The 16,037-nt window shown below is 35.5% G+C and carries 11 protein-coding genes; 6 read left to right on the forward strand and 5 right to left on the reverse strand.

Annotated features, from left to right (window positions below):
* Window positions 1–427 precede the first annotated feature (427 nt).
* The gene (locus tag F6K15_RS07705; protein ID WP_293059266.1) at window positions 428–2,005 is read left to right on the forward strand and encodes a TAXI family TRAP transporter solute-binding subunit; all 1,578 of its coding nucleotides are present in this window, start codon (window positions 428–430) and stop codon (window positions 2,003–2,005) included.
* A gap of 731 nt (window positions 2,006–2,736) precedes the next feature.
* Here F6K15_RS07705 and F6K15_RS07710 read toward each other — a convergent pair.
* The gene (locus F6K15_RS07710; RefSeq protein WP_293059269.1) at window positions 2,737–3,339 is read right to left on the reverse strand and encodes a Uma2 family endonuclease; all 603 of its coding nucleotides are present in this window, start codon (window positions 3,337–3,339) and stop codon (window positions 2,737–2,739) included.
* Window positions 3,340–4,028: 689 nt separating this feature from the next.
* On the opposite strand from F6K15_RS07710, the gene F6K15_RS07715 reads away from it, so the two are divergent.
* Window positions 4,029–8,486 (forward strand): hypothetical protein, encoded by a 4,458-nt coding sequence (locus F6K15_RS07715; RefSeq protein WP_293059272.1) that lies wholly within the window; start codon window positions 4,029–4,031, stop codon window positions 8,484–8,486.
* Between the two features lie 48 nt (window positions 8,487–8,534).
* Here F6K15_RS07715 and F6K15_RS07720 read toward each other — a convergent pair whose 3' ends face one another.
* Together F6K15_RS07720 and F6K15_RS07725 are read right to left on the reverse strand one after the other, a co-directional pair.
* Window positions 8,535–10,619 (reverse strand): FAD-dependent oxidoreductase, encoded by a 2,085-nt coding sequence (locus F6K15_RS07720; RefSeq protein WP_293059275.1) that lies wholly within the window; start codon window positions 10,617–10,619, stop codon window positions 8,535–8,537.
* A 524-nt stretch (window positions 10,620–11,143) separates the two neighbouring features.
* Window positions 11,144–11,731 (reverse strand): pentapeptide repeat-containing protein, encoded by a 588-nt coding sequence (locus tag F6K15_RS07725; RefSeq protein WP_293059278.1) that lies wholly within the window; start codon window positions 11,729–11,731, stop codon window positions 11,144–11,146.
* A 559-nt stretch (window positions 11,732–12,290) separates the two neighbouring features.
* Here F6K15_RS07725 and F6K15_RS07735 point away from each other — a divergent pair.
* The gene (locus tag F6K15_RS07735; protein ID WP_293059282.1) at window positions 12,291–12,707 is read left to right on the forward strand and encodes an element excision factor XisH family protein; all 417 of its coding nucleotides are present in this window, start codon (window positions 12,291–12,293) and stop codon (window positions 12,705–12,707) included.
* Window positions 12,695–13,048 (forward strand): XisI protein, encoded by a 354-nt coding sequence (locus tag F6K15_RS07740; RefSeq protein WP_293059285.1) that lies wholly within the window; start codon window positions 12,695–12,697, stop codon window positions 13,046–13,048. The genes F6K15_RS07735 and F6K15_RS07740 overlap by 13 nt, the downstream gene beginning before the upstream one ends.
* Before the next feature lie 230 nt (window positions 13,049–13,278).
* Here F6K15_RS07740 and F6K15_RS07745 read toward each other — a convergent pair whose 3' ends face one another.
* Entirely contained in the window at window positions 13,279–14,508 is a 1,230-nt protein-coding gene (locus F6K15_RS07745) for an NB-ARC domain-containing protein (protein ID WP_293059288.1), read from the reverse strand.
* Window positions 14,480–14,755, reverse strand: coding sequence for a XisI protein (locus F6K15_RS07750; protein WP_293059291.1), 276 nt, complete (start codon window positions 14,753–14,755; stop codon window positions 14,480–14,482). Before F6K15_RS07750 ends, F6K15_RS07745 begins: the two co-directional genes overlap by 29 nt.
* A 158-nt stretch (window positions 14,756–14,913) precedes the next feature.
* Between F6K15_RS07750 and F6K15_RS07755 the strand changes: the two genes are divergently transcribed.
* Both F6K15_RS07755 and F6K15_RS07760 read left to right on the forward strand, forming a co-directional pair.
* Entirely contained in the window at window positions 14,914–15,081 is a 168-nt protein-coding gene (locus tag F6K15_RS07755) for a hypothetical protein (RefSeq protein WP_293059294.1), read from the forward strand.
* Between the two features lie 26 nt (window positions 15,082–15,107).
* On the forward strand, window positions 15,108–15,695 hold the full coding sequence (locus F6K15_RS07760; protein ID WP_293059296.1) for a Uma2 family endonuclease: 588 nt from the start codon (window positions 15,108–15,110) through the stop codon (window positions 15,693–15,695).
* The last annotated feature ends 342 nt before the right edge of the window (window positions 15,696–16,037 follow it).

Raw genomic sequence — 16,037 nt, forward strand, 5'->3', positions numbered from 1 at the left:
CTATCTAGCAAAATTCAATTTCTATAGCAGGGAACAGGGAACAGGGAACAGAGGTGCACCAAGCAAGTAGAAAAATACTCTCATCTCCCCATCTTCCCATCCCCCCATCTCCCCATCTCCCCATCTCCTCCTCTGTTTTTAAATAGATCCGTTTAGGGGTTCTATAGAATGTCTTATATTATACCAGTATCAGGAAAGGTGAGGATATATCAAAAACTTAAAACTCAGACAACACAAGATTTTTTAGTTCTTTAGTCCTTCCTTCTGCTATTCAGCCAAAAACAAGATATTTTTCGATCGCTAATTTAAGTGGACATGATATAATTTCAGTTGGATTAGAGAATTAGTAGTCATGCATAGTAATAGTTAACTATAAATCATCGCATTATTCTAGGCATAAAATTTTTCCTTTTAAGGAGATAAAAAATTGCATATATTTACTAAATTATCAACTGCTATATATCCTCATCATAAGCTACCTAGTAAATTAATAGGAATAGGAGGTATATTTTTATGGGCGATCGCATTAACGAGTTGCACTACTCAACGCTACAGTCTCACCCTTTCTAGTGGTGCTAATGGAGGTGCTTATGAGAATATAGGCAGGCAAATAGTAACTTCAGCTCGTGAAGTAGGGAAAATAAAAGTCCGCGATAATTATGATTCCTACGGTTCGCAACAAAACCTCAAACGCCTACTCAATGGAGAAGCGGACCTTGCTCTAGTTCAACTAGATGTGGCCAGTGAAGCAATGAAAATGGGCAAAGTCCAAGCAATAGCTGTTCTTGCCCATGAATATTTACACCTAATTACACAATCTGACTCAGAGATCGATACTTTTACTGACCTTGACGGAAAGCGAGTCATTTTTGGTGCTCCGGAAAGCGGTATTTACTTCACTGCTAGACGACTATTTAGTGCCACAAATCTAAACATTATTGAAGCGAATATTGATATCAGAGAAGGATTAGATAAACTGAAACAGAAAGAAATAGATGCTTTCGTCTATGTTGGTCCGGTGGGAAGCAGTAAGAAAATTCAAGCAGAGCTAGCAAAACCTCCCTTGCTCAGGTTAGTTCCGATATCAACTGCCTTTATTAACTACTTAACTATTCAATTTCCAGAATCATATCAAAGTGCAACTATGCCAAAGGGTAGTTATATTCCTCTACCACCAATACCTAAGGAAGATTTGCCTACTATTTCTACTGCTGCTGCTTTGGTAACTCGTCCTGATGTCAGTAAGGAAAAAATTGCTCTTTTAACTTGGTCAATTATCTCATCTTCTCGACAATACTCATTATTTTACCCAGAGCTTGCTAACGGAAATGCTCGCTCTTTATTACAGGGTGGGTTGGTATATCTTCATCCTGGTTCCCAGCAAGCATTTGAGCAAGGTGACCCCAGACAAGTTTGGATGCGCTACTTGGAGGAAAACCAAGATTTACAGGCAGGTATAATTATTGTTATATCTACAGGTATTCTCGGATTTTTGTTGCGAATGTGGCGTCATAAACAGTGTCTCAATATGATTAAAAATAGCCGTTTAGCTCTCAGTAACATTAGTTTAAATTTAGAAGAAAATCCAATTCAAGCTCTTAAAGAAGTAGAAGAATTAAGGCAGCAACATAGGTCAATGTTGATTGAGGGAGATTTACCTAAAGAAGCTTATGAAAAGTTAGAAGAAATGACAAAGATGCTGGTAGAAGAATGCCGAATTTTGCAAGAAAAACAAAATCAGAAAGATATTCAAAATACCATAGAATTAATTGATGAATGGCAATCTATGTCGGAAGTATGCCCTGAAGAAGTTAAGGATAAACTGGAAAATTTAGAAGAGAAATATCGAGAAATGTTATTATCACGTCAAATTGATATTCAGACTTTCATTCATCTTACCCAACTTATTAGTCATTATGTGAATTTAAACAATAATAATACCCATCATACTGATAATAATAACCTTACGGTTCCTTTGACAAGCTATCAATCTACTCAATCTTAAAATAGGAGTTTGGTTTATCAACTTTAACTTTAACTTCTACAGATCTGTTTTAAGTTCCCAAGCGATTAGCTGTTATATCATGTCCGGTAGCATCGGTATTGTATAGAGAAGGTAAGGAAGAAGGAAGAAGGAAGAAGGAAGAAGGAAGAAGCTTTAAGAGAAGGAAAAACCTTATATGGCGCTAAATATTTCCCCAATTTTATACACAAACGATACCAACGGACATGATATTATTTACCCCATTTTTGTTACCCAATAAAGTTATCTCGTCTGGAAGCAATTTTCAATGCTTAATCAGTTCATCTACTTCCCAATATCTTTTCAAGAGCACCCCACACAGAAATAATATGACACGGGAGCAAGATGCTCCCACGGTTGTGCTTTGTCAAAAAAATAATGGCAATGCACAACCATGACGATGCACCACCACCAAGGCAGGAAAATTTTTAATCTCTTCCCTATTTTCCTATGTAATAGATGTGGTTATTGACATACTCCCGACGTTGCGCATAGCGCGATAACGCGGGATTCTTCAGTCATGAAAAAAAATGACCGCTGTTTTAACAGAGGTGATGTCCTCCCCCTGTGTTGACGTTGATAATAACATGCATACCTCCTAGCTTGTCAAGGATATAGGAAGGTTTTATTTGTGGAGGTATCCGACTGTTGGCCCTGGCTTTCCCATACGACGCTCCCCTGACCGGAGAGCGCGGGACTTCCCGCCAGGGAAGTTAACCCCAAACTTCTGTCAAATCTAAAACAAATCCAGGCAATACATCTTCCCCAGATAAACTATTAGGATTTTCCAATATTTCTACTTCCCTATTTTGGCGATAAATCTCTACTTGCCGATTTTTACTGTCAATTAACCAACCTAATTTTGCACCATTTGATTGATACTCTTTCATCTTTTTCTGTAACTCGGAAATAGTATCATTTTTAGAACGTAATTCTACTACAAAATCAGGACATAAAGGGGCGAAAGTTTCTTTTTGTTCCGTAGTCAAACTATCCCATCTTTCCTGTTTTACCCAAGCTGCATCGGGAGAACGACTACTACCATTAGGCAGATGAAAACCACTAGAAGAATCAAAAGTTTTCCCCAGTTTTGTTTGATGGTTCCATAACCAAAGTTGTCCTGTAATACTTGAGTTACGATTTCCGGTACCGCTTCCTGTTGGTGCCATAACAATTAATTCTCCTTTGGCAGTTCTTTCTAATTGTAAATCTCGGTTAACCAGTGCTAGCTCAACAAATTGTTCGTGAGTAATTTTGAGATTAATTTCTTTGGGAATATTAACAGCTATTGTCTGAATTAAATTAGTTGTAACCATAATTTTTTACCCTTGCTGAAAATAATGATAGAGTCTTTTATCCAATTTTAAAGAAGCGGTCAGCACTCAGCAGATTTTTTTTGAGACACTGTTGTTTACGGAGCATTTCGGAACGGAAAGCAATCTCAAGTCCTAGTTTTTGGTACCTCATGCGTAAGTCCTGATATTATATTGTACCAAAGTGGAAAAAATATTGTTATATTCAATTTTTAATGGTGGTGCATTGTCATTATTTTTGTTACGAGGCATAGTAGTGGGAGGATCTTGCTCCCGTGCTTAGAAATTTTCGTGCCTCGTGCGTAAGTCCTGATAATATATGTTGATAATTCTATAATTACTTCAATCTCCCCTACTCCCCTACTGAAAAATCTGATTTTTCAGGGATAGTAGAAAATATTGTTTATATTGGTACAGATACTCGTGATGTGGTGTGTTTAACTGACAAAACTAAGATAGTTATCCGCAGATAAAATATTAATCCTTTTCATCTGAATCAATATGCTATTGGTGAGAAGGTTAAAGTTAATATTTATGTGGAAAATATTAGTGTTTTATAGGAAAATTTGTCAGAAAAAGAAAGGGTTAAGTTGGCAAAGCATTCTTATAATTGAGATGGAAAAAAAGTTCTAAATCTAATGTTAATTTGGGATTGCCAATTTATCAAAAAGTAAATTATACTCAGAATTTTTATGCTAGAAATAAACTTTCAACAAATTCGTCCTTATAATGGTGGTTTAAGAGAAGCATTTGAAGAATTATGCTGTCAAATATTTCATCGTTTGCCTAATATTTCAGACCGAAATTTTCAATTACCAAAAGATAGTCAATTTCAACGTTTTCGAGGTGCTGGTGGTGATGGTGGAGTTGAAGCAATTTGGATTTTGCCTAAAGGTGATAAATGGGGACTTCAGGCGAAATATTTTGATAAATTAGAAAAGGCTCAATTTGATCAAATGGAGGACTCACTGAAAACAGCAGTAAAAAATCATCCTGAACTTACACAATACATATTTTGTATTTCATTCAATTTTACGGGGCGAACAGGTAGAGGAAAAGGAAAAATTGATACATTAGAAGAATGGAAAAAGAAACAATTACAACAACTAGCATCCAATAATATTTATCTTTCTATTGAATTTTGGAGTGAAAGTGTACTGAGAGATTATTTACTTGCTGTTGATAGTGGGGGTGGTTTACGTCGCTATTGGTTTGACCGAGAGGTAATGACAAATAATTGGCTTCAACAACGATTAAATGATGCTGAAGTTCAAGCTGGTCAACGTTATTCTCCTCAACTTTCTGTAAATGTTCGTGCTTTTGATGCTTTAAATGCTTTTACTTATCAAGATAGTTGGAAAGAAAAAAATGAGCGATATTTTGAAGAATTTACAGATAATTTTCAAAGATGGGATAGTCATGTAAAAGTTGATAATGATTTATCAGAAAATAGCAGTCGAATAGTTAAAAATATTACTCATCAACTGATTTATCTGAAGGATGTTTTAAGTAAAGATTGTCAATCTTATATTGATGCAAAAAAAGTCAGTTCACAAGTTTATAGTTTAGTAGAAAATACAAGAAAAACCGAGAAAATTTTCCTTAATGCTCTTCTTGAAAAACATGGTAAAAATGCAGATACTCCTGGATTTAGACAATTTGAAGCCGAATATAATTGTCACTTTCCTGCTGCAAAGCTAGATACTACTCGCGATTTACTTAAATGTCTAAAGAAAATTTTTGAATGGATAAATACTCAAGAATTTCTTTTGCCTAGAAGTCAATTTATGCTGCTTCGGGGATGTGCTGGAGTTGGTAAAACTCACGCTATTGTAGACCATGCTCTACATATTCATAAAAAAGAACAAATATGTCTAATATTTTATGGTGAAGATTTTACTGGAGATGAACCTTGGAAAATTATTATTAATAAATTGGGATTCTCTGGAAATATCAGCCGAGACGAACTTTGGGGAATGATTGATGCAGCAGCAGAAGCAACTGAAAAATCTGCAATAATTTATATTGATGCACTTAATGAATCACCAGAAAGGGGAAGATGGAAAATATCTTGGTTAGCACCTTTAGTTCAACAAATTACTAATTTTCCTAGATTAAAATTATGTGTTTCATGTCGCGATACTTATTTAGATGAAGTATTTGATGAAAGTCAAAAAAATAAATTTATTGAGTTTGAACATAATGGTTTTTTTGGGCGTGAATTTGATGCGATTAAACAATTTTTTGAATTTTATCAGTTAGATCCACCAGCTACTCCATTACTACAATCAGAATTTACTAATCCTTTATTTTTACATTTAATTTGTCAAGCTATACAAGGTTTAGAATCTCGCTCAATTCCTCTTGGTAGTGTGGGATTTACTGATATTTTACGCTTATTACTTGAGGAAAAAAATCAAAGAATAGCAGAAATTTGCCGTTACGATAAAAGAGATGAAAATGTGACTCAAGCTGTTAATGCTTTAGCTACAAAAATGGCTGAATCAAAAACTCGCCTACTTTCAAGAGAAACAGCAGAAGAAATTGTTAACCAAATATTTTTTGTTAATGATAGCGATCGCTCACTATTTATTCAGTTAGAAAAGGAAGGATTAATTGCTTTAATTGAACAAAGAAGTAGACCTATTGCACCTAAACAATGGTTTTGTCGTTTTACATTTGAGCGTGTGGCAGATTTTTTAATTGCTTTGTTTTTCTTGGAGGGAATTGAATCTTACCAACCGAATTCTACTAATCCTAATACTATACAATCAGTTAATAAATTAAGGGATATTATTATTCCTGATGCTTTTGATGAAAATTTCAGTCAAAATAAGGGTTTGCTAGAAGCATTTTCGATTATTTTACCTGAGAAATTTCAGGTAGAATTAACTGATGTTATCCAAAATGAAAATATAGACCGTTACAATTTTTTATTGCCAATTATTAGTTCTGGATTTCAATGGCGTGCTATTAAAACTTTTTCTGAAAAAACTAAAGAGTTAATTATTGAAGGATTATCTAATTCTAATTCTTGTCCCACAATTTTAGATGCCATTTTTGGAATTGCTGTCATTCCAAATCATCCACTTAATGCTGAATTTATTGATGAGTTATTAAATCAACATAGTTTAACAAGTAGAGACCCTTTTTGGTCTGCTTTGCTTCAGGAAGATTTTGAGAAAAAAGGCGGAGCTTGGCGTTTAATTGAATGGTCGCTTCAAGCAGATTTATCTTCATTTAGTCAAGAAACAAGTCGTTTATGGGCAATATTTTTAAGTTGGTGTTGTGCTGCTTCAGATAGAAGAGTTAGAGATAGAGCAACTAAAGGTTTAACCAGACTTTTTATGAGTCATTCTAGTATTATTAAAATTACTCTAGTTCGATTTTTTGATATTGATGATGATTATGTTTTGGAAAGGGTGAGTTTAGCTACTTATAGTGGAATTTTACTTTTAGATAATAATGATTTACTTCGGGATGTTGCCAATACAATTTATACTCAGGTTTTTGATCTAGAAAAGATTCCTGAAAATGCTCTTATCCGTGATTGGTTAAGATTAATTATTGAACTAGCTTATAGTCGGAATTTGTTAAGCGATACTATTGATGCTAGTAAATTTAGACCACCTTACAATAGTCAATTCATTGAAATTCCGTCAGAAGAAGATATTGCTCATTTAAGAAAGAAAGATGCTTTTAAAGGAAATATGAAATTAGCTGGAACTGATTTTGCCAGATATGTTTTAGAAGGTCGTGTTCTTTCTCATTATTACAGCGTTGAAAATTTAGAAATAGGGCAAGACATTTTCCAAGAAAATATGAATCTAAATGAATTATTCTTCGATACATTAGTTAAAAATCTAGAAATAGAGCAAGATATTTCCCAAGAAAATATGAATCTAAATGAATTATTCCTCGATACATTAACTGAAACTGATTTTGCCAGTTCTATGTTAGAATCTCATGTTATTTATAATGATGACAGCGTTGAAAATCCAAGAATAGAACAACAAGAAATTCATCGTTGGTTTATTAAAAGTGTTTCTGAATTAGGTTATCCAGGTTTAAATGAAAAATGCTACAAATACGATTTATCTCTTCTCAGAAAATATGGAAGTGGAAGAGGACGACAAACTTGGGCTGAAAGACTTGGCAAAAAATATTACTGGATTTTATTACAACGTTTAGCAGGAATTTTAGCAGACCATTTACCAAGAAAAATAAATTCATGGGAAAATGAAACTTCTCTCCCAAGATTACAAGGTATAGATATACGAGATATCGACTCTACTGATTTACGAGCTTTCTTATCTAAATCAAAAGTTAATACAGAATGGTATAAACCTGTTGATTATAGTTTCGATAAAGTCTCTGATTTAAATGATAGTAAATGGATAGAATTACAGGATTTTCCTAACATAGAACAAATAATACAAACTACCGATAATCGAGGGGAAAAATGGTTGCATCTTTCACTAAATTCTTCATTGAAAAAAGTTGTATCTAATCAAACTAATGCCAAATACCCCTGTCGAGATTTAGTAACCATTATTAGAACAGTATTTGTACCTTTTTCTGATATTGAGGCTATCAAAAAAGAATTATATTCTACTAAATTTTATCCTGATTTACAACTGCCAAATGATTATAAATTATTGATGGGAGAGTATCCAAATACCATAGCTTCTCAGCAGCGTTTTGAAACTGGGGAAATATCCTTAAAATACAATCTACCAGGTACAGACCATGCTGAATTTACAACTATTGAACTATTAAGAGGTAATGACTGGGAATATGATTGTAGTCAAGAAGAGTCTATCCCAAGTTTGAATGTTCCCGTGCCAGATTTAGTGAATTTTGGAAACTTAAAGTGGAATACTAAATCTAGTTGGATAGATGAAGGAAAAGTTGTTCAAATTACTGAAGTTTCTACAGAAAGTGATTTTGGTCTTTTGATTAAAAGTAATTATCTGAAACAATTTATTAAAACCTCCTCCTTAGCTATAGTTTTTATTGGATTTCAACAAAAATTAGTCAGTAGTGAACCTTTTTCTATTCCTAGTGTTCATGAAATTAGAACTGTATCTATATTTGATAAAGACAATATCATTAATATTTATAATATGAACAGAATTGGTAATAATTAATAGTTAGTCTTGTACAGGGGTTTAATAACCAAACCCCTACAAAAATATTTAATCAATACCATATTGCGATCGCAATACCATATACAAAATCCGAGATAACTCCCGTCGTTTCAAAGGTTGAGCATCCAAAGGTGTACCGGAAGACCCAAATAACTGAAACACATCAAAATCTCCACTTTTACCAACAATAAACGCTAACTGCTCCCGCGTACATTGTAAATTTGGCGCAAAATATCCATTTCCCACTCCCGAAACAATACCTTTTGCTGCCATAGTTTCAACAGCACGATAGGCAAAATGCTCCTTCGGTACATCGAGAAAAGTGGGAAACTGAGGATTAAGCATTTCAAAACCCATCACATTTACCACCGCTACCGAAACAACTGCTCGGTTTACCGTTCCCTCTGGTAGAAAATATAAATGATTGTAATTCTCAGTCCGTACAAAACCTGCCACCGCAAGAATTTGTATCGCCTCAAAGTCAGGGTCGTCATGGGAAATATCGTTATACCAAAATAGGGGAATTTGATTACGAGTTAACAAACCCTGAAATTTATAAATGAGTCGTTTATTTGTAGCAATAGTCCGAATATCCACCCCTTCATTCAGAGCAAAAGCAGCTAAATGACCCCCTGCTTCACCGATCGCCCACTCAACAGCGTGCATCCGATATACAGAATTACTCAAATGAGTCGTGCCAATACTTTTCGCCGATAAAATTAGATTATCCGTATTGATAGGCACCATTGCTTTTAACGCAATAGTAAAAGGCAAACATTTCATCTCATCTTTACTGTTAAAAACAAGATGGTTCGGGTTATCGGTGGGATGAATATCAAACAAAGCATAATGACCGATACCAACGCTGTCTTCAAAACATCGTCCCCGTGCTTGTTCGCCATAATATTGTTGCGCAGTATCTCGATAAACAATAGTTGTTAATGCTATCCCTCTTCTTGCTTCACGGATATAGGGTTCGAGGGCAATACCATCATTAGTCCAAGTCAAGTCTCCCCGTGGTTTTAATTCCCCTACCTTACCTATTAATATCCAGTTGTTGGTTTTCAATGTTTGCGACTGGAGGTAATAGATATAAGCTTGGGTATATTCCCTTGCTTGCTGAAGATGTTTTTGGCGGTCGCTCCGACTCACCCCAGTCAACAAACCAACTTTATAATCATTGGACTCATAATTGAGGATAGTTACATCACCATTACTCGTAGTTGGAATATATCCTTCCTTGAGACGTCTTATCCGTCGATAAGTAAAAATTGCAAACCGCTCAAAAAATGCTCGTCCTTGATAAGTGCTGGTAAATTTATCTGTCTGTAACCAAGGTTCGATGCCATAACCTTCTGGTTTAGCGATGGGAACACCTGCTCCCTCAGCAGTTTTTTCCACAGCAGCACAAAAAGTGATTGACTGTTGACATTCGGGAAAAGGTTGTTGGGGAAGAAGTGGTTCACCCGTGTCGTTTTGTGATTCTTGTCCGACTCTGGATTCAATATTTCCTAATTCTAGTAAGTCTCCCAAGTCTGTCGCTTCAATAGTAATTTGAGCATTGACTGTAAAACGTTGATTATTCTGCACATCTTGAAATACAACACCCGTTACCTGTCGTCGTTCATTGGGAGATTGACTAAACAAAATTTCTACAGGTTCAGCAAAAGGAATGAGGGTTAATTTGCCGTTGCTGAGAAAATCTTCGATCGCTTCGTTAAGCGCTTGTGCCATAACTACAGTTGTCGTGGCAAAATTACTTACCCAACCCCCACCAGGGTTATCAATTTTCTTACCATTAACTGGTTGGAGTTCCCGACTACGTTCGCGGAATTGCCATTGAGTCTGGGAAAAGGCGTATTTGTCTCGGTCTACTTTATCTTCATATATTTCCCCTGGATTAAATTTTTTGTCTAGTTGAGGGTCGTCGGAAGCGGGTAATGCTTGAGTTGTAAATTGTCCGCCTAATATTTGTTTTGGTTGCACCAGGCAAACATTTGCACCCGCTTTTAATGCACCCAGGGTTGCCGAATATGCTGCAGTGGAACCACCCACTATTAATATGGGAAATGAGAAAATTTGACCATCGGTGGGTCTGGTAAAAAAGCGATCGTCTAATATACTGTTGCTCATGGTTATTTTGGATGTGGAACTTTATAGCAAAAGACTGATTATATCATGTCCGCTTGAATACTTATATAGCGCTACGCGCAAGTCAAAAGTTAAAAGTCAAAAGTAATATCATGTCCGGTTGAATAATTAGACTTTGGTGGAAGGAAGGCAGAAAGCATCCCCCCCAACCCCCCTTTGAAAGGGGGGGGGTAGGCAGAAGGTTTTCTCAAGAGTGTCACCTTAATTTTATACACAAACGATGCTACCGGAAATGATATAGTATCTGACTGAGTTTGAGCATTGATAAATGTCCTAACCTATTTGCGTTATAAATAAGGGAGTAGGGATATTTGCCCTGTGTAACAAGCATGATCGATATTTGCTACAAATAGCTAGGTTATTTTGGCGTTGGTGAAAAGAGGTATGATATCTTGTCCGGATAAGAGCGCAAACAAAAAACTTTCTCCCTTTACTGCTCTTTCTTCTTCTTTATTCCCCTCCTGGGAGGGGCTAGGGGTGGGTTGACTCCTCCTTACTTAACAAATTTATAACTGTTTAACCGGATTTGATATAACTGCCTCATCAAAAATAGCATTAGTTAAATTTGCATCCTCAAAAGATGTTTTTGATAACTTCTCCAACTTGATAACAACTTGAAAAAACAAAATTATCGCCAATCCAAAAACTATTCCGGAACACAAAAATAATAACAATGCCTTAACTATATTTCCAGCAAAAAAAGAGATAATACCACTCGAACCAATAACTGCTGAAGTACCTGTTAAAACCGCAGCAATAATCTCATTCTCAGCATTAGTAATGGCAACCGCCACAACCCCAGTTCCAATTAAAGCAGCAACCCCTGCCATTTCACCAGCAACAAAACTAGCAAAAGCACTCGCAATAGTAACAGCGATCGCCGCTCCAGCACAACGAGCGATCAAAGTCCTAATTTTGCTCCTACATTGTCCAATTTTTGCACCTCGAAAATTTGCCTCTGCTAGGATAGCATCCTGAAAATTGCAACCTCTCAAGTCAGAACCGCTAAAATTAGCTCCTGTCAGGTCTTGACCTTGAAAATCACGATGTCGTAGGTCTTGCTGAGAAAAATCCAAAGGTAATAGTTGATTCATAGTATTTTCAAAAAGGAATTAAGTAGAGGTAATAGACATCTGGTGAAAAAGATATAGACTTTTTGCACATAGCAGGCAACAGGGAATAGATTTTTAGGAAAAAAGTACGAAAAATGATTTAGGGGGCTGACTTTTACAACTCTAGCTAATGTTAAATAAAGGGTAAGTTTATTTTCTGGAGATGTCTAATTATTAATTATTAATTGTTAATTATTAATTATTAATTTTTGCCATAGGTCGCAACAACTCCCCAACCAAAATCACACAATCGAGAAATTCTCTAGGAGCGATGTAGCTGCCGCACTTGCTCCGCCAACGCGTCATCTTCCCCTAAAATCATTTCCTGTTGATATCCATCTTCAGTAGGTTGTCAATACACATACAACTGACGATGATTCACATCCAACACCCAATAATCCTCTATTCCAGACTTTGCATACTCTTTTCCTTTCACCTCAAAATCACTTTTTATTAGCTAGTATTTATATTTTAATATGCTAGGTTATAATTATATCCTGTATATCCTGAAAAACCATAAATCTAAACCTCAACTTAGATAATGCCACAATACGATTTGTATCACAACGAAGTTAAAAATGCGTTGAGCAAAGATGGCTGGACTATCACTAACGATCCTTATACTCTAGAATATAAAGGGCTGCGTTTGTATGCAGACTTAGGAGCAGAAAAACTATTAGCCGCCGAAAGAGCAGAACAGAAAATAGCCGTAGAAATCAAAGTGTTTAATAGTTCTTCACAAGTAACCGAACTACAAAAAACTATTGGACAATATAATATGTATCGAAGCATATTGCGTCGTGTTAATCCAGACAGGAAATTATATTTAGCAATTCCCCAAGAGGTTTACCAAGATTTTTTTCAACAACCAGCTATTCAAGATATTGTCAGCGACCAAACAATTAATTTATTCATTTTCGATCCAGATAAGGAGGTAATTATTCAATGGCTAAATTAGAACCTAAATTAGAACATTACCGCAAAATTATTATCCAAATTCTCCAAAAACACGCCCAATATCAACCCAGTCATGGAAACATTGAACCACTATTGGTTTGCGATCCAATAATGAATAATTATTTATTGCTTGATACAGGATGGGATGAAACAGGGCGAGTTCATGCTGTTGTTTTGCATCTGCGCATTTTGGGAGAAAAAATTTACATTGAGTCAGATGGAACTGAAAGAGGAGTTGCTTTAGAACTTTTAGAATTAGATATTCCTAAAGAAGATATTGTTTTAGGATTTATTCGACCAAAAAGTAGGCATTTAACTAATTTTTCAGTAGATTTTAGTTAGTATTTCAGATTAAGTATTTAAATTATAGTAGTGGAATGACATATCTAAAATAGTGCCCTGCGACGGATTTTTAAATCCCTTTAAAAGTGACGAATAATTTTGGATTGAGAATTTATTTAATTAGTAATAATTTTAGATAATTATGAGTATTTATGTGACATTACTAAGAATAATTCAGTAATATGCCGTCAACTGTTAGATTGATTTTTCACATATTCTTTAATAACAGGTTAAAGAGTAAAAATAGACCCTTCCTTGCTCACATTTTTTTTGATTAATCCCCGTTTTATTAAAGACTGTATTGCTCCTAAAAAATCGTTATTTGCAGAACAATATGCTGGTTTACTAGAAATATTTCCTCCTATTTCCTGATTAGCTAACCACTGCATAACTAACTTTTCAGACTCGGATAAGCGCTGATAATGTTCGTGTAATATTGGTTTTAAATCTCCTAAAAATAGATAGGAATAAGATAAAAATTGAGCCACACTACCATTGAATATATCTTGGATAGTAGAAGCTATAATGTTTAACCATAAAGGGTTGCCACTGTAAAGATTAATCAGTTCTAACCATCTATCTTCATCAGTGAATTTTTTCCCTTTTAATAATTCTGTTGCTGACTCTCTTAAACCCTGAATTTGTAAAGTGTGGCAGTGACAGTTTTCTGTTTCTAAATTAGCTATTTCTATGGGTTTTTCCCAACTGAGAAGGAGTAAACAACTGTTGTGAGGAGAACGTGCTATTTCTTTGATGAACTTACCGTAATTTTTGTATTCTGGAATGTAAGTACCGACAAATTCTCCAGTAGTTAATGTTTCTTGGAAGTCGTCGAGAATGATTAGACAACGATGGAAACGCAAGTAATCTAGAATTGATAAATTTTGTTTTGGTTGGGGTGGGGAGAAAAACTCAATTAAGTTAGTTTTGAGAGCGTTGAGTGTGGAGAATTTTCGATGACTTCGCCAGAGGATGCGGTCGAAGTTATCTTGGATATCTGCAACAAGTTGTCTGATGAGGGTGGTTTTACCGATACCAGATAATCCTGTTATGGTGACGATGCAAGTATTTTCTGTGAGTATCCATTGTTTAAGGGTAGCGAGTTCGTTCGTGCGGTTGTGGAAGTTACGGAGTTTTGGTGCGTCGGTCAGGTCGTGGCGTTTTTCTGGTTGAATGTTGTCTGAGTTAGTGGGGGTGGTTGGCGATCGGTTTTTTGCAGTTTCGTCAGAGTGACAACTTTCTCTATATACACTAATCCTGCTTTCATAAAACTTACTTTGTGCAAAATCACCAACATTAGAGTTGCAAATATAATATCGTTCCATTGCAGCGCGGAAGTTTGTTTTATTAACTTTTTCGTCTAGTTCTTCCGATATCATTTTCCATAAGTTACCTGCTACTGTTTTGACAGTACCTTTACTATAGCGATACTCAATCAGACTTAGGCACTCCTGCTGCAATTAACTCATTAGCTATTCCTGCTTCTGTTCCATCTCGTTGAATCCAAATTTTCCCTGACCTAATCTCAACATGAATAACACATCCAAACACTCGTCTTTCTCCACACCATCCAATGTGAAACATCAAATAGCGATCGCGTTCTAGGTCAAAAGCAATTTGAGTTTCTATTTCTCCGTTGTCATTATCACCCTCAGAATGTTTTTCGACAATGGACTTAATTAGTTTTCGATATTCCTCTATGTCCATGTTACAATCTCCTCTCCAATAGGATTAAATATAAGTAAATTTAGCTGCATCCGCGTTACTGATATTTTAGCTAAACGGCGATTCAACAATTAATAATTAATAATTAATAATTACCTCCCTACAGATTATTTCGTTTACGGTTTGTTCGGGAGCAAGTAATGAAAGGGGTATTCATAATTCTGATGTTGATTACGGTTAGTCCAAATATCTTAATTCTTATGTTGATTCACCAACGCCAAATTTTTATATTATTAGGATACGGCGATATATTTGTCAGTATGATGAGTCAAGCAAGTTTAGCGATCGCCTTCTATCATTCTCACTGAAATTTCCCAAATAGGATATCGAACTAATGATTGCCCAACCACAAAACCAACCGATGACCTCCCAAGAATATCTCGAATGGGAGGAGCAACAACCCATCAAATACGAATATGTTAATGGAAAAGTCTATGCCATGACTGGGGGAAGTCTTGGACATAACTCAATTGCATTAAACTTAGCTTCTGCACTGAAAAATCACCTCCGGGGTAAGGGGTGTAAAGTTTTCATGGCAGATGCCAAAGTAGGCATTTCCGAAAAAGGTCCTTTTTATTATCCTGATGTCATGGTCACTTGTGACGATCGCGATCTAACTGCTAGGCAAATAGTTGATTATCCTTGTTTGATTATAGAGGTATTGTCTCCCGGTACAGCACATTTCGACCAAGGCAGAAAATTTAGGAATTATCGTCGAATTGATACTTTAAAAGAATATGTTCTGATTGAAGCAGAAACTATGAATGTGGATATTTACCGACTTAATGAAAAAGGAAAATGGGAACTTACGAATTACTCAACCGAAGAACCCACTACCAATCAAACAGACCAAGAGGTTTACTTTACCACTGTTGATTTTCACTGTTTGCTCTCCTTAATTTATGAGGACGTAATTTTTTAGTTAGGGAGTAGGGAGTAGGGAGTAGGGAGTAGGGAGTAGGGAGTAGGGAGTAGGGAGTACGGAGTAGTCCTAATTAACTTTAATATCATGTTTGGAATATTGGGAATATTAGCAGGGTTTTCTGATCGAGATTTAATAAAAAAGTTAGGTAAATTAGGTTTTCTTTTTTATCCTTTAGCAAAAAGAGACATAAAATTATATAGCTAATATAATGTCCGCTGGTATTGTTTGTCTAAAACTAAGGGTGAATATCTACAGGAAATTTACGTTTTTTCAGCTTTTAAGCCTTCTTCCCTCTTCCCTCTTCCTTCTTCCTTCTTCCTTCTTCCTTACTTCACTATA

Source organism: Okeania sp. SIO2B3, assembly GCF_010672525.1.
Lineage (GTDB): Bacteria > Cyanobacteriota > Cyanobacteriia > Cyanobacteriales > Microcoleaceae > Okeania.